General features: G+C 67.8%; 16 protein-coding genes and 1 pseudogene. 6 read left to right on the plus strand and 11 right to left on the minus strand.

Translation table 11 applies throughout. The features are described 5' to 3' along the window. The first annotated feature begins 67 nt into the window (after positions 1-67). Entirely contained in the window at positions 68-2,737 is a 2,670-nt protein-coding gene (aceE, locus tag AC1DNF_RS23005) for a pyruvate dehydrogenase (acetyl-transferring), homodimeric type (RefSeq protein ID WP_478150950.1), read from the plus strand. Positions 2,738-2,908: 171 nt separating this feature from the next. Here aceE and AC1DNF_RS23010 read toward each other — a convergent pair whose 3' ends face one another. Together AC1DNF_RS23010 and AC1DNF_RS23015 are read right to left on the minus strand one after the other, a co-directional pair. Then, positions 2,909-3,718: an SDR family NAD(P)-dependent oxidoreductase gene (locus tag AC1DNF_RS23010; RefSeq protein ID WP_478150951.1), complete on the minus strand. Its 810-nt coding sequence runs from the start codon at positions 3,716-3,718 to the stop codon at positions 2,909-2,911. 118 nt (positions 3,719-3,836) lie between these two features. Further along, positions 3,837-4,793: a GlxA family transcriptional regulator gene (locus tag AC1DNF_RS23015; RefSeq protein ID WP_478150952.1), complete on the minus strand. Its 957-nt coding sequence runs from the start codon at positions 4,791-4,793 to the stop codon at positions 3,837-3,839. A 210-nt stretch (positions 4,794-5,003) separates the two neighbouring features. Between AC1DNF_RS23015 and AC1DNF_RS23020 the strand changes: the two genes are divergently transcribed. Further along, positions 5,004-5,792 (plus strand): enoyl-CoA hydratase-related protein, encoded by a 789-nt coding sequence (locus AC1DNF_RS23020; RefSeq protein ID WP_478150953.1) that lies wholly within the window; start codon positions 5,004-5,006, stop codon positions 5,790-5,792. A 45-nt stretch (positions 5,793-5,837) separates the two neighbouring features. On the opposite strand, the gene AC1DNF_RS23025 is transcribed toward AC1DNF_RS23020, so the two are convergent. The 3 genes from AC1DNF_RS23025 to AC1DNF_RS23035 are packed head-to-tail and all read right to left on the minus strand — an operon-like array spanning position 5,838 to position 8,983. Beyond that, positions 5,838-6,779, minus strand: coding sequence for an SDR family NAD(P)-dependent oxidoreductase (locus tag AC1DNF_RS23025; RefSeq protein WP_478150954.1), 942 nt, complete (start codon positions 6,777-6,779; stop codon positions 5,838-5,840). A gap of 11 nt (positions 6,780-6,790) precedes the next feature. Next, positions 6,791-7,765, minus strand: a complete 975-nt coding sequence (locus tag AC1DNF_RS23030) for a tripartite tricarboxylate transporter substrate binding protein (protein WP_478150955.1) — start codon at positions 7,763-7,765, stop codon at positions 6,791-6,793. Between the two features lie 36 nt (positions 7,766-7,801). Further along, positions 7,802-8,983 (minus strand): iron-containing alcohol dehydrogenase, encoded by a 1,182-nt coding sequence (locus AC1DNF_RS23035; RefSeq protein ID WP_478150956.1) that lies wholly within the window; start codon positions 8,981-8,983, stop codon positions 7,802-7,804. Between the two features lie 202 nt (positions 8,984-9,185). On the opposite strand from AC1DNF_RS23035, the gene AC1DNF_RS23040 reads away from it, so the two are divergent. Both AC1DNF_RS23040 and AC1DNF_RS23045 read left to right on the plus strand, forming a co-directional pair. Next, positions 9,186-11,042: an AMP-binding protein gene (locus AC1DNF_RS23040; RefSeq protein WP_478150957.1), complete on the plus strand. Its 1,857-nt coding sequence runs from the start codon at positions 9,186-9,188 to the stop codon at positions 11,040-11,042. Beyond that, on the plus strand, positions 11,039-12,571 hold the full coding sequence (locus AC1DNF_RS23045) for a CoA transferase (protein WP_478150958.1): 1,533 nt from the start codon (positions 11,039-11,041) through the stop codon (positions 12,569-12,571). Before AC1DNF_RS23040 ends, AC1DNF_RS23045 begins: the two co-directional genes overlap by 4 nt. A gap of 39 nt (positions 12,572-12,610) precedes the next feature. On the opposite strand, the gene AC1DNF_RS23050 is transcribed toward AC1DNF_RS23045, so the two are convergent. Next, complete coding sequence (locus tag AC1DNF_RS23050; RefSeq protein WP_478150959.1) at positions 12,611-13,846, minus strand: CaiB/BaiF CoA transferase family protein; 1,236 nt, start codon at positions 13,844-13,846, stop codon at positions 12,611-12,613. Further along, positions 13,846-15,633, minus strand: coding sequence for an acyl-CoA dehydrogenase C-terminal domain-containing protein (locus AC1DNF_RS23055; protein ID WP_478150961.1), 1,788 nt, complete (start codon positions 15,631-15,633; stop codon positions 13,846-13,848). Before AC1DNF_RS23055 ends, AC1DNF_RS23050 begins: the two co-directional genes overlap by 1 nt. A gap of 111 nt (positions 15,634-15,744) precedes the next feature. Between AC1DNF_RS23055 and AC1DNF_RS23060 the strand changes: the two genes are divergently transcribed. Continuing rightward, positions 15,745-16,587 (plus strand): TetR/AcrR family transcriptional regulator, encoded by an 843-nt coding sequence (locus AC1DNF_RS23060; protein ID WP_478150962.1) that lies wholly within the window; start codon positions 15,745-15,747, stop codon positions 16,585-16,587. A 13-nt stretch (positions 16,588-16,600) separates the two neighbouring features. Here AC1DNF_RS23060 and AC1DNF_RS23065 read toward each other — a convergent pair whose 3' ends face one another. The 4 genes from AC1DNF_RS23065 to AC1DNF_RS23080 all read right to left on the minus strand — a co-directional run bounded on the left by AC1DNF_RS23065 (position 16,601) and on the right by AC1DNF_RS23080 (position 20,920). Then, positions 16,601-17,506, minus strand: coding sequence for an SDR family oxidoreductase (locus AC1DNF_RS23065; RefSeq protein WP_478150963.1), 906 nt, complete (start codon positions 17,504-17,506; stop codon positions 16,601-16,603). A 32-nt stretch (positions 17,507-17,538) separates the two neighbouring features. After that, entirely contained in the window at positions 17,539-18,462 is a 924-nt protein-coding gene (locus AC1DNF_RS23070) for an NAD(P)H-binding protein (RefSeq protein WP_478150964.1), read from the minus strand. A 9-nt stretch (positions 18,463-18,471) separates the two neighbouring features. Next, the gene (locus AC1DNF_RS23075) at positions 18,472-18,927 is read right to left on the minus strand and encodes a MaoC/PaaZ C-terminal domain-containing protein (RefSeq protein WP_478150965.1); all 456 of its coding nucleotides are present in this window, start codon (positions 18,925-18,927) and stop codon (positions 18,472-18,474) included. A 61-nt stretch (positions 18,928-18,988) separates the two neighbouring features. Beyond that, positions 18,989-20,920, minus strand: a complete 1,932-nt coding sequence (locus tag AC1DNF_RS23080) for an AMP-binding protein (protein ID WP_478150966.1) — start codon at positions 20,918-20,920, stop codon at positions 18,989-18,991. A 145-nt stretch (positions 20,921-21,065) separates the two neighbouring features. Between AC1DNF_RS23080 and AC1DNF_RS23085 the strand changes: the two are divergent. Beyond that, positions 21,066-21,416: pseudogene (locus AC1DNF_RS23085) on the plus strand (NAD(P)(+) transhydrogenase (Re/Si-specific) subunit alpha); the annotation flags it as partial.

Raw genomic sequence — 21,416 nt, forward strand, 5'->3', positions numbered from 1 at the left:
GCGACGCGAATTCGGATGAGCCGCATCGGGCAACCTTTGCGGCACCCGCGGAAAAGAAGGACGGATGATGGACAGATTGACCGAAGCAGCGGATGCGGATCCGCAAGAGACCCAAGAGTGGCTTGAATCGATGGAAGCGGTCCTCGCGCATGAAGGGCGCGCGCGCACGCACTACTTGCTGGACCAACTGCTGGAGCAGGACAAGCTCGGCGATGGCAACTACGTGGCCAAGACGACGACTCCGTACGTCAACAGCATCGGAACGCGCGAGCAGGCGGCATTCCCGGGAAATGAACAGATCGAGGCTCGGCTGGATGCCTACCTGCGCTGGAATGCGATGGCGCTGATCCTGCGCGCGGGCAAGCATTCGGGAGTCGGTGGCCACATTGCCACGTACGCGTCCGCGATCACCTTGTACGAGACGGGGTACCGGCACTTCTTTCGAGCCGCAACGGAAGATTTCGGTGGCGACATGCTGTACATCCAGGGCCACTCCTCGCCCGGCATCTATGCGCGGGCGTTCATGGAAGGACGGCTGTCGGAAGCGCAGATGGATCGATTCAGGCGCGAGGTCGCCGGCGGTGGCCTGGCGTCATATCCGCATCCACGGACGATGCCGGACTTCTGGCAATTCCCGACCGTGTCGATGGGCCTGGGGCCGCTGATGGCGGCTTACCAGGCGAGATTCATGCGGTACCTGGAAGATCGAGAGCTCATTCATGCCCAGGGCCGCAAGGTCTGGGCGTTCCTGGGTGATGGCGAACAGGACCAACCCGAAACCTTGGCGGCCGTGGCAATGGCGGGCCGCGAAAAGCTCGACAACCTCATCTTCGTCGTCAATTGCAATTTGCAGCGGCTCGATGGGCCGGTTCGTGGCAATGGAAAGATCATCCAGGAGCTCGAGGGCATCTACAGAGGTGCCGGCTGGAACGTCATCAAGGTCATCTGGGGAAGCGGCTGGGACAAGCTGCTGTCGGAGGATCACGATGGCCGGCTGCGCCGTCGCATGATGCAGTGCGTCGACGGCGAATACCAGGTGTTCAAGGCCCGCGACGGTGCTTTCGTCAGACAGCACTTCTTCGGAGTCGATCCGGTGCTTCTGGGGCGCGTGGCCCACCTCAGTGATCAGCAGATCGGTGAGTTGGCGCGCGGAGGGCACGATCCGGTCAAGGTGTTTGCGGCATATGCGCAGGCCATGAGCCATCAGGGGCAGCCGACCGTCGTCCTTGCAAAGACGGTGAAGGGATTCGGGATGGGAGAGGCGGGCGAGGCCGCCAACACCAATCATCAGCTGAAGAAGCTGGCAGACCCCGCGGTCAGGGCCTACCGAGACCGCTTCGCAATTCCGGTGGCCGACGAATTGCTCGAAGAGATTCCCTATATCAAGCCTCCTGCAGGGAGCGCCGAGCAGAGCTATTTCCAGGCGGGCGTCGATCGGGCGGGCGGGTTCCTGCCGCTCAGGCGTCGAGGGGCCGGACCCTTGGCGGCGCCCGCGCTGGAAGGATTCAGCGCCCACCTGAAGAGCAGCGGCGAGAGAGAGTTTTCGACCACCATGGCATTCGTGCGTGTGCTGGCACAACTCCTTCGCGACCCCGCGTGGGGTCCGCGAATCGTGCCCATCGTGCCCGATGAATCGCGCACCTTCGGCATGGACGGCATGTTTCGTCAGGTCGGCATCTACTCCCACGTGGGGCAGCTGTATACGCCGCAGGATGCCGACCAGCTCAGCTTCTACAAGGAAGACCGCAAAGGGCAGATTCTTCAGGAAGGCATCAATGAGTCGGGGGCGATGTCGTCCTGGATTGCGGCCGGCACCGCCCACAGTACGTACGGATATGCCACGGTACCTTTCTACATCTTCTATTCCATGTTCGGGTTCCAGCGCGTCGGCGACCTGGCCTGGGCCGCTGGCGACATTCGTGCGCGCGGGTTTCTCTTGGGCGCCACGGCGGGACGCACGACCTTGGAAGGCGAGGGGCTGCAACACGATGATGGGCATAGCCAGCTTCTGGCGTCGGTCATCCCTTCGTGCATCTCCTATGACCCTGCGTTTGCCGGCGAGATCGCGGTGATCGTGCAGGAGGGCCTGCGTCGCATGTACCAGGAACAGGAAGACGTCTTCTACTACCTGACCCTTGTCAACGAGAAGACCCGGCATCCCGAGCTGCCCGCGGGGGCCGTCGAGGGCGTCATCAAGGGGATGTATCGCCTGCGCGCCGGGAACGCGGAAGCCGGAAGACCCCATGTGCAACTCTTTGGAAGTGGCCCGATCCTGAACGAAAGCCTTGCTGCCGCCGCGCTGCTCGAAAGCGATTTCGGGGTGACTTCAGACGTCTGGAGCGTCACCAGCTATTCGGAACTGCGTCGTGACGGGCTGGAGGTCGAGCGATGGAACCGATTGCACCCGATGGCCGAGCAGCGCACTTGCTTTGTCGAGGAGAGCCTGTCCCCCCACAGGGGCCCGGTCGTGGCGGCAACCGACTACATGAAGGCGGTCGCCGATCAGATCAGGCCTTTCGTGAGGGATCGCCGGTACGTCGTGCTCGGAACGGACGGCTTTGGGCGATCCGACACGCGGGAAGCGCTCCGTTCGTTCTTCGAGGTTGATCGCCACCATATCGTTCTGGCCGCGCTGAAGGCGTTGGCTGATGACGGCTCGATACCTGTCACCGAAGCGGCGCGTGCGATCGCGCTCTATGGCATCGACACGGAGGCCCGCTCAGCGGCACTGCCCTGATATTCATGGGCGCGTTGGAGGCGATCGCGTTGATCCGCGGGCGAGCCGGCGGGGTCGGCAGCGAGCTGGCCAGCAGTCCATCGCCGACATCATGGGCCTGGTGCATCTCGACAGCCTCGAAGATCGAGCGCGTGCCTGGTCGCTGCGACCCATGGACCGCAAAGCGCCGATTCAAAGAGGAACTGCGTCTATCCCGTAGCGCGCTGCGGCGACTGTGGCCGAGAGCCTGCCCGACATCGCGCGGCGCGCCGCTTCGTAGGCATCCCATTCCGCCTGGTCCGGCAGCGAAGGAATGGTCACCTGTTCGCCCAGGTCGAGTCCCGCGAGGGCCGCGTCGACCATGTGATCGGCCGTCATGACGATCTCGGCCGGCAGATGCTGGACGGGCAGGCCGGCCAGCGACCAGAACTCGGTGGCCGTCGCGCCAGGAAGCACCGCCTGCACGCGCACGCCTTTCTCGGCAAGCTCATGCTGCAGCGACTGGCTCAGGGCAAGCACGAAGGCCTTGCTCGCGCCATAGACACCGTTGAGCGTCTCCGGCGAGATCGCCACGATCGAAGCGATGTTCACGATCGTGCCGGCCTTGCGGCTGACGAAGGCGGGCGCCGCCGCGTAGGTCAGCCGGGTGAGCACGTTGACGTTCAGCGCGATCATGTCTTCCATCTTCGCGATGTCCGAGGCGAGCAGCGGCGCGGTGGCGCCGACGCCGGCGTTGTTCACCAGCATGGTGATGGCCTCGTTCGTGCGAAGGATGGCCTCGACGCGCGCGATGTCGTCCTTGTTCGTCAGGTCGGCGGCGACGGTCTCGACCTTTCGTCCTGTTTCGCCAGCGAGCCTGGCGGCAAGCGTGCCCAGCCGGTCGCGATTGCGTGCGACCAGGATCAGGTCGTGGCCGCGCCGGGCCAGACGGTCGGCATAGACGGCGCCAATGCCCGAGGAGGCGCCTGTGATGAGGGCAGTGCCCTTGAGATTGACAGTCATGAGCTTTCCTTTGTTGGGCCCTTTTGATCAGGGCGACGAGGAAGTCTCCCTCAGGAAAGCGATGGCGTAAATGTCATATAAACCACCTTTTGGGACGTTGTGGCGCCGTCCGTGGACCTCAGCTTTCCGCGGCTGCCAGTGCTTGCTGCTTCGCCACGCGGCGCACGCTTTGCGGCGGTTGCCCGAGCGTGCGGATGAACGCGCGGCGCATGCGCTCGGGGTCGCCGAATCCCGTCTCCTTGGCGACGACGCCCAGCGAAAGGCCGCCCTCGTCGATGAGCGCGCGCGCGGCTTCCACGCGCAGGTTCTCGACGGCATGCGCGGGCGACTGCCCGGTTTCCGCCTTGAAGGCGCGGCTGAACTGGCGGGGGCTCAGGTGCGCCACCTGCGCCAGGTCTTCCACCGAGAGCGGCTCGCGAAGATTGGCCCGTGCGTAGGCCAGGGTCAGCTGGATGCGGTCCGACTTCGGTTCCAGGTCGAGGAGGGCGGAGTACTGCGACTGCCCCCCCGCCCGGCGGTGATAGACGACCAGCTTCTTCGCGATCGAGCGGGCGATTTCCACGCCAAGGTCTTCCTCGACGAGCGCAAGCACCAGGTCGATGCCCGCCGTCATGCCCGCCGAGGTCCACACCGATCCGTCGTTGATGAAGATGCGGTCGGGCTGGACCTTGACGAACGGGTGCAGACGTTGCAGGTCAGGCACGAATGCCCAGTGCGTGGTGGCAAGGCGACCGTCGAGAACGCCGGCGTCGGCGAGGCCGAAGGCGCCGGTGCAGATGCTGGCGATGCGCCGCGAGGCGCGATGCCCCGCGCGCAGGAAGCGGCACAGCGCCTCCGAGGTGGGGCTGATCGTCAAGGCTCCGGTCATCACCAGGGTGTCCAGCCTTGCCGTGGTGAAGCGCTTCGAGTCGACCACCACGCCCGATGAACTGCGCACCAGCCCGCCGGACTCCGACAACAGCTCGATCCGATAGAACTCATTGCCAAGCAGGATATTGGCGAGTTCGAAGGCCGCGATGGCGGCGAGATCGAGGATCTGGAAGCCTGGAAATACCAGCACGGCGATGCGCTTCATGATGTCCTGAAACGAGGGTTATACGAGATTCTGGCCTCAAGGCTACGTGGCATCCCGCGCGCGGTCAACGGTGATCGAGACCCGCATCAGCCGGAGGCAGGAGGCTTGTGGATCAATTTTAATGACGTTAAGATCGTCGCCCCACTGGCCCGCGATGACTGCTCGGCAGCCGATCGGAGCGGCGCCGAGCATCGATCAGGAGCGAGACACATGACCTACGAAACCCTTTCTCTTGCCGTCGCCGACGGCATCGCGCGGCTGACGCTGAACCGGCCGGCGGCCCTCAATGCGTTGTCGATGCAGATGCTGGTCGAGTTGCGCGCGGCGCTCAAGCAGGTCGTGGCCTCGCACGATGCGCGATGCCTGGTGCTGAGCGGGGCCGGCCGGGGCTTCTGCACGGGCGTGGACCTGACCGCGCCGCGCGCGGGCCTCAACCCCGACGATCCCGACGAGTTCCTGCGCGACTATTTCGTGCCGCCCTTCCGGCTGCTGACATCGCTGGGCATTCCCACCATCGCGGCGGTGAACGGCCCGTCCGCGGGCGCCGGCATGAGTCTGGCGCTGTCTTGCGACATCGTGGTCGCGGCCGAGTCCTCCTACTTCCTGCAGCCCTTCGTCAACATCGGGCTCGTGCCCGACCTGGGATCGAGCTGGCTGCTGCCGCACATGGTGGGCCAGGCGCGCGCCGCCGGCCTCATGCTCCTGGGCGAGAAACTGCCGGCGAAGACCGCGGCGGAATGGGGCCTGATCTGGAAGTGCGTCGACGACACGGCGCTGGCGGCCGAAGCGCAGGCCATCGCCGCGAAGTTCGCCGGCGGCGCCCGGCTCAGCCACTCGAGGATCAAGCAGCTGCTGCGCCAGGCCTTCCAGAATGACATGGGCGTCCAGATGCAGCGGGAGGTCGAGTACCAGCGCGAGCTGTTCCGCAGCCCCGATGCCATGGAGGCGCGGGCCGCCTTCGCGGAAAAGCGCAAGCCCGTCTTCGGCCGCAAGGCATGAGCGCGGGATGCGCACCGCCTCGGCCTCGATGTCGCGATGCCGGCCTCAGGCCGCCGTCACCGGGCGTGGCATGAACGCGGCGGCGTGCAGCCGGACGAAGTCGCGCACGCGCATTGGCGGCTCGCCCGTGAGCTCGAGGACGTCGTTGCTCATCCGGTCGTAGCGCGACTGCGCGTTGAGTGCGGCCATGGCGCAGACGTGGTCGACGAGGTGGGCGGGAAGACCCGTCTCGAGCAGCCTGCGGCGCCATCCCTCCAGGGGCACGTCGCGGTAGCGGATCGTGCGGCCCAGCGCTTCGGAGAAGGCCTGGGCGTGGTGGTCCAGGTCGACCGATTCCGGGCCGGTCAGGTTGTAGATGCGGCCGATGTGGGGTGCCGGGTCGGCCAGGATCGCGGCGACCGCGCGGGCCACGTCCGCCGCCGATATCGGCGAGGTCTTGCCGCTGCCCATGGGCAACGCGAGCTCGTCGGCGCGGCGCACGCCCGAGGCGGCGAAACGCAGGAAGAAGCCTTCCATGAAGACCGTCGGCCGCACGTTGACCACCGGCAGCCCGGACCATTCGAGCGCCTGCTCCGCCAGCCAATGCAGCTTGTGCTGCGGGCTCGGCGTGGATTCGGTGATGCTCATCTGCGTGACCGTCATCTGCGACATGTTGACGAAGGCCTCCACGCCGTGGTGCCGCGCCACGGCGGCGGTGTTGACCGTCGCCTCCAGGTAGGCCGGCGACACCGACATGCCGAAGTACAGGCGCGCGCAGCCCTCGATGGCGCGGTGCATGGAATCCAGGTCGGTCACGTCGCCCTGCACGACCTCGGCGCCGAGCTCGCGAAGGGCTGCCGAGCGCTCGTCCTCGCGCCGCACCATGGCGCGCACCCTGTGGCCCTTGGCGAGCAACAGCGCGGTGACGTTGCGGCCGATGCCGCCGACGTCGCCGGCGGCGCCGGTCACGAGGATCGGCTGACTGTGTGAGGAAATGGTTGTGGACATGGCTCGGTCAGTTATTGCTGCTTCAGGTGGTAGCGGTCCACCAGCTCCCGTTCGATGGGGATGCGGGACTGGATGTACGCGGTGTAGGTGCTTGAATCCGCGCCCCAGTCTTCCTGGCCGACGGTCGCGAGATTGTTCTGGAAGGCCGGGTCGCGCATGCCCTTGCGGAAGGCGTCGTGGATGGTCTTCACGATGGCGGGGTCCATCCCGGCCGGGCCGATGATGCCCCAGGGCACGGATTCGACGATGTCATAGCCCGACTCCTTCAGGGTGGGCACATCGGGCCAGCGCTTGAGCCGCTCGCCGCTGTAGATCGCGAGGATCCTGAACTTGCCGGCGTCGACAAAAGGTGCCCAGCCCGAGGTCTCGGAAATCGCCTGCACGTGGCCCGCCGCGAGCGCGTTGAAGACTTCCGCCGAACCCTTGTAGGGCACGTTGGTCCAGTCGATGCCCAGCTTGTCCGCGAGGCGAAGCATCGCGGTGTGCTGCGCGGTGCCCACGCCCGCCGTGCCGTAGGAGATCTTGCCGGGGTTGCGCTTGGCGTCCTGCAGGAAGTCCTCGAGCGTCTTCCACGGCGAATCCTTGCGCACCACCAGGCCGCACTCGAAGCGCGTCACGCCGATGATGTAGGTGAAATCCTTGGCCGGGTTGTAGCGCGTGGGCTGCATGAAGGGCTGGCGCAGCAGCGAGATGGCGGTCGCGAAGGACAGCGTGTAGCCGTCGGGCTGGCTGTTGAGCAGCGATGCCGGCCCCAGGGTGCCGGCCGCGCCGGGGCGCGTCTCGACCACGATCGGCTGGCCCATTTCGCGCGAGGTGGCCGAGGCCAGGATGCGCAACTGCGCATCCGCCGTGCCACCGGGGCTGAAGGGGCAGATGACGGTGACCGGTCTGCTCGGGTAGCGCTGCGCGTGCGCGGATGTGGCCAGCAGCAGGGCCGCGGAGGCCAGGAGGCTGCGGCGGCTGATGCCGGGATGGCTGTTGTTCATGCTTGTCTCCTTGAGGGGGGTTGACGGGGCACGCGCCTACTGGGCGGCCAGTTCGAGGATCTCCAGCACTTCCTCGGGCGTGCGCACCTTGCGCGGATTGCTGAAGATGAAGAACTCGGTCATGGTGTTGCGGGCGATCAGGTCGAACTGGTCGCGGCCGACGCCGACGCCGGCCAGGCCGGTCGGCAGGCCCAGCGACTGCGCGAACGCGCGGAACGCGTCCGATGCGCTCATCCCGGGCTGGCCGAGCGCGCCGGCCAGCAGGCGCTGCGCCTCCTCGGAGGCCGGCTCGTTGAACTTGAGGATGCCCGGCATCATGGCGGGCGTGCACAGGTAGTGCGGCACGTCGCAGGAGCCGCCCAGCACATGCCCGATGGCGTGGCTGGCGCCCATGGGCACGCGCGACTGCAGCCCGTAGGAGCACAGCCAGGACGCGATCTGGCAATCGCGGCGCGCATTCGCATCCCGCGGGTTCGCCTTGCTGCGCGGCAGGGCATCGACCATGCGGCGGATGCCGTCGAGCACCACGGCATCGACCAGCGGATTGCCCACGCGGCTGCACAGCGCCTCGATGGCGTGGTCCATGGCGCGCGTGCCGGAGCCGATCCACAGCGTCTCGGGCGCATGCAGCGCAAGCTGCGGATCCAGCACGATGGCCAGGGGCATCATGTGCGGATGGAAGAAGGTCTGCTTGAGCTTGCGGTGCGTGTCCGTGACCAGGCATCCGGCGTTGTATTCGCCGCCCGACAGGGTGCTGGGGACGGCGATCATGCGCACCGACGGGCCGCGAAACTCGGCGCGGATCGGGCGACCGTCCGGCCCCGGCTTGGTTTCGAAGGCATCCAGCCCCTCCAGGCGCGGGTCGGTCAGCTTGTGCTCCATGCACACGGAAATCATCTTGGCCGCATCCACCACGGAGCCGCCGCCCACGGCCACCAGCAGGTCGGCCTGCGCATCGAGGGCCGCCCTTGTCGCCGTGGCAACCACCTCCCGCGAGGTGTGCTGCGGAACGCCATCGAAAAGACCGGCATAGCGCTCGCCCAGGGCATCGCGCAACTCGGCGATGGCATCGGTCTCCTTGTTGAGCGTGCGGCTGACGATCAGGAAGACACGCTTCTTGTTCAGGCGCGCGGCCTCGTCGGCGACCGCCTGGGCCATGGGTTTGCCGAAGATCACGCGGTCCATGGCGGGGAAGAGATGAGTTCCGGTCACGTGCATTTGTGGCTCCTTTTTCGTCGCTGGCGCGCAGATTAAAAAAGTCAGCATAGGTGTCGAACCTAACACTGTCAAGTTTGGCGCAGCGAGAACGGCGGAATTGCGGCTAGGGGTTATCCCCGAGCAGGAAAAGGGCGCCGGGCCGAGAAGAAATATGCGAACATAACGGCGTTAAGTTGAGGTGCAAGAAATGGAAAATTCGTCCATGCGTGAACAGCCCGGCAGCGCGCCCATTGCCACTTTCGAGCCGCCTGCCGTCGAGGTCGAGCGGACCCCGTCGGGCGTGATGTTCCTGCGTTCGCCCCGTCCGCTGGATCGGCATCCGGATTCCATCCTTCACTGGCTGATGTACTGGGCCGAGGTGCATCCGGAGCAGGCGGTGCTGGCGCAGCGGGGCGCGGATGGCGCATGGCGCAGCATCAGCTATGGCGAGGCGCTGGAGACGGTGCGCCGCCTTGCCGCGTCGATGCGCGAGGCGGGCGCGGGTCCGCTGCGGCCGCTGGCGATCCTCTCCGAGAACTCCATCGAACACGCCTTGATGACCTGGGCGGCGCACTGGGCGGGCGTGCCTGTCGCACCGGTCTCGCCGGCCTACGGCCTCGCCCCGGGTGCCCTGGAGCGGCTGCGCGCGGTGCTGGGGCTCGTCGATCCCTGGCTGGTGTTCGCGCAGGACGGCGATCGTTTCGGCAGGGCGCTTCAGGCCAGCGGCGTGCCCGCCGAGCGGTCGATCGTCGTGAGCGCGGCACCTGCGGGCGTCGCTACCTTCGAGGCCTTCGGGCGCGCGCACGCGGCGCAAGGCCGGAGCGCGCGTCCGCTGGCCGAGCCGGACTCGGTCGCCAAATACATGTTCACCTCGGGGTCGACGGGCGTGCCCAAGGCGGTCGAGATGACGCACCGCATGCTCGCCGCGGCCCAGCAGGTGAACGCGCAGATCGTGGTCGGCAGGCCGGACCAGACCATGGTGCAGGTGGACTGGCTGCCCTGGCACCATGTCATGGGAGGCAACGTCGTGATGAGCCGGCTGCTGCGCTTCGGCGGCACGCTCCACATCGACGACGGCCGGCCGATGCCGGGGCGATTCGCGCAGACGCTGGCCAACCTGCGCGAGATCGCGCCGACCTACTACTTCAACGTGCCGGCCGGCTACGCCATGCTGGTCGAGGAACTGGAGCGCGATCCCGCCTTCGCCCGCCACATGCTGGGCAGGCTGGAATTCGCCTATTTCGCCGGCGCCATGCTGCCCGCCGATACGCACGATCGCTTCCAGCGCGTGGCCGAGCGCACGCTGGGCCGCCGCATCGTGATCGGCACCGCCTATGCGGCCACGGAGACCACCTCCGCCGTGCTGATGCGGACCTGGGAATCCGAGGCCACCGCCTGCATCGGCGTGCCGCTGCCCGGATGCGAGATCAAGCTCGTACCCGATCCGGCGCAGCCCGGCCGCTACGAGATGCGCGTCAAGGGGCCGCATGTTTCCGGCCGCTACGTGAAGGCGCCGCAGGCCGCCGAAGGCGCGCGCGACGAAGAGGGCTTCTACCGGCTCGGCGACGCGGCGCGTTTCGTGAACCCCGAGCGGCCCGAGGCGGGCTTGCTCTTCGGCGGCCGCTTCGCTGAGGATTTCAAACTGGGCAATGGAACGTGGGTGCGCACCGGCGCCCTGCGGCAAGCCCTGCTGGAGGCTTGCGCGCCGCTGCTGCGCGAGGCGGTCATTGTGGGCGAGGGGCGCGCGGATGTGGCCGCCCTCGGCTGGCTCGATGCATCGGCCTGCCGGGCGCTGCCCGGGGTGCCCGCCGATGCGGGCGAGGAGGCGCTGGCCGCGCATCCCGCGGTGCGCGCGCGGCTTGCCGAAGGACTGCGGCGGGCCAACGGCGATTCGTCCGCCGCGTCGCGCCGCATCGAGCGGCTCTTGCTGCAGGCGGAGGCGCCATCGCTGGAGGCCTACGAATTGACGGACAAGGGCAGCGTGAATCAGCGCGCCGTCATGCAGCGGCGCGCGGCGGCGGTCGACGCGCTCTACCTGAAGCCATCGCCCCAAGAGATCTTGCACACCCCATCACCATGACTCATTCCGAATCCACGATGCGCCAGGAGGGCGCTGTCGCCTCGACCACGCGGATCATCGAAGATTCGCTTTGCAACCGGATCAGCGGCGCGAGCGATTTCGCCATCGAGGATCACCTCGCTCGCGTGCTGGAAGGCGTGGGCATCGCCCCGGCCTCCACGGGCGGAAAGATCACTTTCGAAGGCGCCGACCCGATCGTGCCCAGCGTGTTCCGTCTGGCGGCGGCCGCAGGGATCGCACTGACTGCCAAGTCGGCCGCCATGGCCTCGCTGTGGGCCATGCGCACCGGCGAAGGGCAGGACATCCACCTGGACATCCGCAAGGCGCCGCGCCGCCTGTGCCCCTTCTTCGAACGCAAGTGGGAACTCCTCAACGGCTACTACCCGCGCAACACCGCCGACCCGGCCAATCCTTTCATGCGCGGATTCTTCGAGACCCGCGACAACCGCTGGGTCATGCCCTTCAACCTGTATCCGCGGCTGCGCGCCTCTGCGCTGAAGCTGCTGCGCAGCTCCGAGGATCCGCAGCAGATCGCCGATGCGATCCGCCTGCGCGATGGTCTGGAACTGGAAGAGGAGGGCTCCAGGCTCGGCATCGTCATGCCGCTGCTGCGAAGCGCCGAGGAGTTCATGCGGGAGGCGCAATACGCGGATCATCTCGCGCCGCTGCCGCTCATCGAGATCGAGAAGATCGGCGAGACCGAGCCCATGGCCTTCGGCGCCAATCCCGATTCGCCGCTGGACGGCGTGCGGGTGCTGGGCCTGGCGCGCGTGATCGCCGGCGCGGCGATCGGGCGCGCCATGGCGCACCATGGCGCCGACGTCCTGAACATCTGGCGGCCCGACGATTTCGAGATCGACACGATGTACGCCACGGCGAACGTGGGCGTGCGCTCGGCGGTGATCGACGTGTCGGCCGCCGAAGGCCGCCAGCGCATGCACGAGCTCCTGCGCGAGGCGGATGTCTTCTACGCCAATCGCCGCAACGGCTTCCTGGAGAAGGTCGGCCTCTCGGCCGAAGAGGCGGCGGCCGTGAAGCCCGGCATCGTCCATGTCACCGTCAGCCTCCACGGCCGCAGCGGGCCGTGGGTCGACCGGGCGGGATTCGACCAGACCGCCGGCGCCGTCAGCGGCGTCATGAACCTGGAAGGAACGGCCGATGCGCCGAAGCTGCCGCCGGTGATGGTCGTCAACGACAACATCGTCGCCTGGCTGTCGACGACCGGCGTGATCGCCGCGCTGATGCGGCGCGCGAAGGAAGGCGGCAGCTACCGCGTGCATGTGTCGCTCACGCGCGTGTCGCTCTGGCTGTATTCGCTGGGCCTGTTCGACAAGACGTATGCGCACGAGACGGCCGGCTCGCGGGAGCAGCACAGGCAGCACGAACCCGAACTTTTTTCCGCGCAGACGCTGTCGGGCACCTACCAGGGCGTGACGGACCAGGTGAGGATGAGCCGCACGCCGGGCGGCTACCGGATGGTGATGATGCCTCGCGGTTCCGGGCGGCCGGAATGGCTGCCGCGAGGCTGACGCAGGGCAGGGCAGGGCAGGGCAGGGCGAGGGCGCTGCTCAGCGCTCGCCGGCGTCGGGGGCGCTCGCGAGCGAGACCGCGCCTTCGTCGGCCATGGCCCGCAGTTCCTCCGACGTGTAGCCCAGGCGCGCCAGGACCTCGCCGGTGTGCTGGCCGAGGCGCGGCGCCGGTGTCAAGGCGGGCGAAGGGGTGTCGTTCCAGTAAGTCGGCGAGCCCAGCGCGCGCAGCCTGCCTTCGGTGGGATGCCATTCCTCGCCGACCAGCCCGCTCGCGCGCAACTGCGGGTCGTCGATCAGCTCATCGAGCGTGGCGGGGACCTGGTTCGGAATGTCGATCGCGTCGAGCAGCTGGCGCCATTCGGCCGTGGTGCGCGCGGGCATGACGCTCGCGACAAAGCCATAGACCTCGTGGATGTTCAGCGAGCGATTGCGCTGGGTGGAAAAGCGCGGGTCCTGCTCGAACATCTCCGGCTTGCCGATGGCCGTGAAGAAGGCGCGCCAGTGCTTGTCGTTGTAGATGAGCACGCAAAGGTGACCGTCGGCCGTGCGGTAGGGCCGACGGTGCGTCGACAGCAGGCGGTCATAGCCGGCGGGGCCCAGGGGCGGCTCGAAACTGGCGCCGGCCAGATGATCGGCGAGCACGAAATGCGCGACGCTCTCGAACATCGGCACCTCGACGTATTGCCCCTCGCCGCTGCGCTCGCGCGCATACAGCGCGGCGGTGACGGCATAGACCACGTGCAGTCCGGTCACGCGATCGACCAGCGACAGCGGGGCGTAGCCGGGCTCGCCCCCCGCATAGCGCTGCATCAGCGATGGTATGCCGACCGCCCCCTGGATCAGGTCGTCGTAGGCCGGCTTGTCCGCCCGGGGGCCGCGCGAGCCGTAGCCACAGGCCGTGACCTGGATCAGGCGGGGGTTGACCCGCTGGAGCGCTTCCGGCCCCAGGCCCAATCGCCGCATGGCGGCGGGACGGACGTTGCACAGGAACACGTCGGCATCCGCCAGCAGCCGCAGCAGCGCATCGCGGGCGGCCTGCTTCTTCAGGTTCAGAACCACGCTCTGCTTGCCCCGGTTCCCGTGCAGGAACACATGGCCCATGTCGTCATGCCGGGCGCTGCCTGCCAGGCGCACGTTGTCGCCTTCGGGCGCCTCGACCTTGATGACCTCCGCGCCCATGCCGGCCAGCGTGAGGGTGGCCAGGGGCCCGAGCACGATGGAGCTGAGATCGACGATGCGCACGCCGGCGAGCGGCTGGCTGGATTTCCCGGTCATCACAGTTCCTCCGTGGCGTGGCTCATCAGCACCGACGCATCCGCGTGAATGGCGTGCGACAGAGAAGCGCTCTGCGCGAGCAGGTGCTCGCCATAGAAGCGCGCGGTCTTGATCTTGCCGGCATAGAAGGCGGGGGACTCCTCGCCCTTGGCCTCAAGCGCCGCGGCGCCCATGCGCAGCCACGCGGCGCCGAGCGCCACCAGGCCGAACAGGCGCAGGTAGTCGCTCGCGGCGGCCACGGCGTCCGCTCGGCTGCGCTGCCGCATCAGCGCCGTCGATTCCTCCAGATGGCCCACGGCGGTGCGCAGCGCCGCGCAGAGCGTTCGCAGCGCGGGCTGTGGCGCGTGTCGGCGCAGCAGCGCATGGACTTCTTCGAGCCAGCGCGCCATCACCTTCCCGTCATCCAGCGCCAGCTTCCGCTGCACCAGGTCGAGCGCCTGGATGGCGTTGGTGCCTTCGTAGAGCGGGACGATCTGGGCATCCCGCAGCAGTTGCTCCATGCCGTGTTCATGGATGTAGCCGTGGCCGCCGAAGACAGTGATGCCCAGCCGGGTGACCTCCACCGCGCCGTCGCTGAGGAAGCCCTTGATGACGGGCGTGAGCAGGGCCAGACGCTCTTCCGCCTGCGCCCGCGTGTGCGGATCGGGATGGCGTGCGCGAACATCCAGGCCGATGGCCGCATCCGCATAGAGGGCACGCGCGCCCTCGGTGAGGGCCTTCATCGTCAGCAGCGTCTTGCGCACATCGGGATGCTGCACGATGCGATCGGGGCCGTCGCCGGCGGCGCGGCCGGAGGCCGGCGCGCGGCCCTGCCGCCGGTCCAGGGCGTACAGGCGCGCGTTCTGCAGCGCCAGTTCGGCCACGCCGATGCTCTGCACGGCCACCCCGATGCGGGACGAATTCATCATGGTGAACATCGCCTTCAGCCCGCCATGGGGCTCGCCCACCAGCCAGCCCAGGGAGCCGTCGAAGGCGAGCGCCGCGGTGGCCGAGGCGCGGATGCCCATCTTGTGCTCGATGGACGTGCAGGACACGTGGTTGTCACTGCGCTCCGGCAGCGCGGCCCCGTCGGCGCGCGGCATCTTCTTGGGCACCAGGAAGAGGCTGATGCCCCGCGTGCCGGCGGGAGCGTCGGGCAGTCGCGCCAGCACGAGGTGCAGGATGTTTTCCGCCAGGTCGTGGTCGCCGCCCGAGATGAAGATCTTGTTGCCGGTCACGCGGTACATGCCGTCTTCCGCCGGCACCGCGCGAGTGCGCAGGCCGGACAGGTCGGAGCCGCTCTCGGCTTCGGTGAGGCACATGGTGCCGGTCCAGCGGCCGTCCACCAGCGCCGGCAGCAACTGTTGCCGCAGCGACGCCGTACCGTGCGCCAGCAGCGCGCGATAGGCGCCCTGCGAGAGGCCGCCGTACATCCCGAAGGCCATCGATCCTGCCGCGACCACCTCGCGAACCAGCGTCGACAGCGAGATCGGCAGGCCCTGTCCCCCGTAGGCCGGGTCGCCCGCCAGCGAGGGCCAGCCGGCGTCGCGATAGGCCGCGTAGGCCTGCGCATAGCCGCGCGGCGTGCGCACCACGTCGCCGTCGCGGGTGCAACCTTCGTCGTCGCCACTGCCGTTGATCGGCAGCAGCACTTCGCTCGCGAATACGCCGGCGCTCTCCAGGACCGGGAGGACGAGGTCCATGGTCGCGTCTTCGTATCCGGGCAGCGAGCTCACACGCTCTTCGTAGCCGAGGACTTCCTGCAGCAGGAAGCGGAACTCCGCCAGGGGGGCTTCGTAGGTGGGCATGCGGGAGGGTTTCTTTCACCGGATCGGTCGATATCCGGGTAATATTAACAACGTTAAGACGCAAGTCAACCGGGGCTTCCATCCGAATCGTCGACTGTTAAGATTTGACGCATGGAAAAACCGACAGCACGCACGAAAGCCCCGGCGCGGCCCTTGGCGCGCGGGACCCCACGCAAGACGGCGAAGAAAGATCTTCCGGCGGCCCCGCCGGCCGAGGAGAAGCGGCCCGCCCGCTCGACCAGGCTGGCCGGCCCGCCCAAGGCGGCCAAGGCAGCGAAGCCGAGCACGGCCCCGGCGCCCGCCAAGTCAGGCAACGCGGCCGAGGAGGCCGAGGCGCCGCCGAAGCGCTATCACCACGGCAATCTGCGCGAGGACCTGGTGCGTTGCGGCAAGGCCCAGTTGCGCGAAGTCGGCCTGGCTGAACTGAGCCTGCGGCGCATCGCCGCCGAAGTGGGTGTGTCGCAGGTTGCGCCCAAGTACCACTTCGGCAACAAGGAAGGGCTTCTTGCGGCGATCGCGGCCAGCGGCTTTCGCGACCTGACGGAGTTTCGCTTTGCCCGGCTGCGCCCGAACATGTCGCCCGAGCAGCGTTTGCGGACGCTGCTGTCTGCCTACGTGGCTTTCGCAACCCTGCATCCGACGCTCTTCCACCTGATGTTCGCGCCGCAGTTCCGTACGCCGGAATTGCATGCGGAGCTGAACGAGGCCGCCAGCCAGTCGTACCACATCGTGGCCCGCGCGGCCGCGGAGTATCTGGCCGCGCAGGAGAAGCCCGAGGGCATCGATGCGCATGAGGTGGCGCGCATCGCCTGGACCTGCATGCACGGCGTGGCCACGCTGATCATCGAGAACCGGATCAACCCGCTGGGCGCCCCGAAGATCACCCGCGAGCAGCTCACCAACCAGACGCTCGACCTCCTGTTCGCCGGCATCCGGGGCCTGCAGGACCTCTAGCCGCGCGCCGCGCTCAGGCCGCGCGGACCTGCTTGTCCTTCTGGTCCTGGGCGCGGATGTTGTCGCGGATGCGGGCCCAGTCCTCGTCCTCGTAGGTGCGGTAGGCGTAGAAGTTGCCGCCGGTCGCCAGCGCGTTGCCGCCGTCGATCGTGAGAATCTGCCCCGTCATCCAGTCGACGCCGTCGGCTACCAGGAAGGTCGCGAGGTTCTGGAGTTCGGGCATGCGGCCGACGCGCTTCATGGGGTTGAGAGCCTCGCGCCCGATGGTCTTCTGGCCGGGCGAAAGCCGTGCGTTCATGCCTTCGGTGGGGAACTCGCCCGGTGCGATCGCGTTCAGGCGGATGCCGTAGCGGCCCCATTCGGCAGCCAGCGACTTGGTCATGTTCGCAATGGCCGACTTGGCCATCGCCGAAGGCACCACGAAGGGACCGCCGTTGAAGACCCACGTCACGAGGATGGAGATCACGCTGCGCGTCGGCGGCGCTTCGTCGCGCTCCAGCGCGGAGCGCGCCTCGGCTACCCAGCGGCGGCCCACGCTGTGCGTCACATAGAAGGTGCCGTGCATGACGATGTTGGCCACCGCGTCGAAGCCGCGATGCGAGAGGTCTTCCGTGCGGCTGATGAAGTTGCCGGCCGCGTTGTTGAGCAGCGCGTCGAGCGGCCCGCCGTCCTGCCAGATCGATTCGATGTAGCTCTCCACCGCGTCCGCATTGCGAATGTCCAGCGCGGCGCCCTTGACCCGCACGCCATAGCGCTCGGCGATCTCGCGCGCCGTCGCTTCCACCACTTCGCGGCGGCGCCCGCACAGGTACAGGTCGGCGCCCAGCTCCGCGTATCTGTTGGCCATCTCGCGGCCCAGGCCTGTCCCGCCGCCGGTGATCAGGATTCGTTTGCCCTTCAGGAGCTCGTTCTTGAACATGTCTTGTGTTCCATTCAGTGGGAAAGTGGGGCTCAGGCGGCCGAGCCGGGGGGCTGATAGATCTGGGCATTGCGGCGCACAAACGCCTCGATCGACATCGGGGGCTCGCCGGTCAGGCGCTGCACGTCATCGGTGAGGCGGTCGTAGCGGTTCTCCCTATGCAGCCAAGCCATGGCCGCCAGATGCGCCGCGAGGTGAGGGGAGTTCGCCGTGGCGTACAGGTCCTTTTCCCATGGCTGCACGGGCACGTCGACATAGCGGATCTCGCGGCCGAGTGCGCGCGCGTATTGCGCCGCGATGCCGTGCATGTCTTCGCTTCGCGGACCGGTGAGTTCATACACGCGCCCGATGTGCGGGGCGGGGTCGGCCAGCAGCAACGCCACCACGCGCGCCACGTCATAGGCCGCGATGGGCGATGTCTTGCCGGTACCGAAAGGCAGGCACAGCTCGTTGCGCTCGCGCACGCCGCGCACCGCGAAGCGCTGGAAGAAGACATCCATGAAGGCCGTGGCGCGCACGTGGACGACGGGCAGGCCGCTCCAATCCAGCACCTGTTCGGCAAGCCAGTGCTGCTTGTGCTGCGGACTCGGTGTCGTGCGTGTCGCGCTCATCTGCGACACCGTCATCTGCGACATGTTGACGAAGGCATCGACACCCCGGTGACGGGCGACGGCCGCCACATTGGTCGTCGCCTCGAGGTAGTTCGCGGCCACCGACATGGCGAAGTACACGCGGCGGCACCCGGCCATGGCCCGGTGCACGTCGTCGAGATCGGTCAGGTCGCCGACCACGACTTCGGCGCCGAGGGCGCGCAGCGCTTCGGCGCGTTCATCTTCCCGGCGCACCATGGCTCGCACCTTGAGGCCGCGGCGCAGCAGCAGGTCGGTGACGGTCGGACCGATCGAGCCGACCTTGCCGGCCGCGCCCGTCACCAGGATGGGTGAGCTGTGTTGCATCGCTTGCCTTCAGGTGGGACGCACGGGAATCTTGCCGATGGCGAGCATCGTCATGACCTGCTCGCCGCGCTGGTTGCGCACCGTCATCCGGGATCGGACGGTGCCGCGGCCGCCCGGACGCACGGGCGCCTCGATCTGCTCGAACACGCGCTCCAGCGTGAGCGCGTCCCCGGGCCGCACCGGCTGCAGCCAGCGCAGTTCGTCCACGCCCGCGCCGATGATGGGCGTGCCGCCGAAGCTGCGCGCCTCCACGCTCAGCCGCATCGCCAGCGCGGTCAGGTGCCAGCCGCTGGCGATCAGGCCGCCGAAGGGCCCGCGCGCCGCGCCCTCGGGGTCGGTGTGGATCGGTTGCGGGTCGTAGGCGCGGCCGAACTGGACGATGTCGTCTTCGTTCAGGCTGACGGGCTCGCTGACCCAGCGCTCGCCGAGCGCGAGGTCTTCCAGATATCGGTTGTCTGCGGTCATCACGGGACTCTTCGAATGGTTGGTGAGCGAATATTAGGATGCAAACCTAACAGTGTCAAGATTAAGCCTCGATGCATGCAACGGATGCATCTGGCGTGGCCGCATGCAGCGCTTCCACCAGCGCCGCGCGGCGCTGCAGCACGGCGCGCTGGTTGATGTAGCCCTTGTCTGTGATCTCGAAGGCGTCGGCCACCGGGTCTTCCGCGAGCAGCATCGCGCGCTGCACGCGCATGCTCGAACCGCCCTGCAGCCGGCACAGTCGCGCCGCCAGGGCCTGCACGATGGGGGCATGCCGCGCCAGGTCTTCGCGCGTCAGATCCCTGGCCTGCGGAAACTGCTCACGCAGGGCGCGTTCGTTCATGAAGAGCAATGCACCCACATACGCGCGCTCATGGCCCGTCAGCACCGCATCGCTGACGAGCGGAGAAAGGGCATCGATGATGCGCTGCCGCAGGACGCCCACATTGACCCACGTGCCGGAAGCCAGCTTGAACTCTTCCGAGACCCGGCCCGCGAACGCGAGACCTTTCAAGGGGTGCTGCCGGTCGATCCAGGCGACCGCGTCGCCGGTGCGGAAGTAGCCCTCGGAATCGATGCTGGTGGAGGCGCCGCCGATGTACCTGGATGCGAGGTTGCCTCCGGCCAGATGCAGCTCGTAGCGCCCATCCAGGGGTTGCAGCTTGGCGATGAGGCCTGGCGCCGGCAAGCCCAGGGCGCCGCTGCTTTCCATCTCCCAGGTCGTGCTCAGGCCCGGGCCCGAGGTCTCGGTCGCGCCGTATCCGGAGGTGATCGGGAGGGCGTAGCCGACGTGGCGCACGGACAGCGCGCGCAAGCGGTCCACCAGTTCCGCCGACAAGGACGCGCCGCCGAAGGACATGTATTCGAGGCACTGGAAGAAGCAGGCCGCCAAGTCATTGTCCATCTCCAGCGCCGATGCGAGCATGGCGTAGCCGAGCGGAACGTTGAAGTAGAAAGTCGGCGATACATGGCGCAGGTTGCGCAGCGTTTCATCGAACTTCCCGGGTGCGGGGCGGCCGCCGTCGATGTGCAGCGTTCCGCCGAAACGCAGGAGCCTGTTGAGAACCACGTTGCCGCCCATCACGTGGTGCCAGGGCAGCCAGTCCAGGTAGACCTGCGGCGTCCCGGGCGGCGCGGCGAGATTTGCGGCGGAAGTCGCCTGGGCGGCCGCCAGCATTGCATGCGTGATCAGCACGCCCTTGGGAATCCCGGTCGATCCGGAGGTGAACATGATCTTTGCAACATGCTCGCCCTGCGCCGCCGCATGCGCACGTGGCAGCGCGCCGGGATCTGAAGCGAGAGGAGGCTGTGCGATCCAGGCTTCGATCGATCGCCTGTCGAGCCGGGCCTGCGCCGTGATGCCGAGGCGGTCGAGCGCCTTGCCGGCTTCGTCGGCGGATTCGCTGTAGACGAAATCCGGGCGCAGGGCCTCGAAGATCTGCGTCAGCCGCTCGGATCCGGCGCCCGCGTTGGCATAGGCCGGGGTGACGGGCGCCACGGCCCACCCCACATACAGGGCGGCGAAAGTCAGCAGCGCTTGGTGCAGCGAGTTGCCCGACAGCAGCGCAAGCACCGGGGCCCGGCCGAGGTTCTTGCCGAGACCCAGCAAGCCGTGGCCAATGGCCTGCACACCGGTCCAGGCCTCGCGGTAGTTGAGTTGCGTGCTCGCGCCCTGACCATCGGTCTGCGCCAGCATGACGGTGAGGGGTTGCGCCTTGGCCCAGACCGGCAGCCAGTCGACCACGTTGGCGACGATGCGCTCGGTGGGCGCCTCGGCCTCGGCCGGGCCGGGCCCGAGCGCGACGGCGTCGCTCGGCCATTGCACCAGCAGGCTGCCATCGGCACGCGTCTGGATCTCGATGGAGCTGCGGCGCAAGGCCGCATGCCGCGCGCCGGCCGGGGGCGGCTTTCCTTCGCAGCGGGCGGTGGAAGTCACCGCGATGGAGGACACAGATTCAAGTGGAGTGGGTTCCATGGATTTCTCGCCGAGGGCACTGGAAGCCGATGAGTGTGCTTGTAATATTAACACTGTAAGGATAAGATCCCGACGGTAGTTTCCCGACGGGAACATGCAGTGGCGGGACGCCGTGCGGTTGAACATTTCTATGGGGGATTCACTTATGTTGATAGGCGTGCCGGCCGAAACTGCGCCAGGCGAGACCCGAGTCGCCGTGACCGCGGAGACAGCCAAGAAACTCACGGCCCAAGGCCACACGGTGCGCGTGCAGTCGGGCGCCGGCCTTGCGGCCAGCGTGACCGATGCCGCGTACCAGGCGGCGGGGGCGGAGATCACCGACCTGGCGGGCGCCTTCGGCGCCGACATCGTGCTGAAGGTACGCGCGCCCGACGACGGCGAGGCCGCGCGCATGAAGCCCGGCACGGTCGTCATCGGGATGCTCAACCCCTTCGATGCCGCGGGCCTGCAGCGCCTGGCCGCGGCCGGGCTCACGGGCTTCGCGCTGGAGGCCGCG

Source organism: Variovorax sp. 01T432 (genome assembly GCF_056398605.1).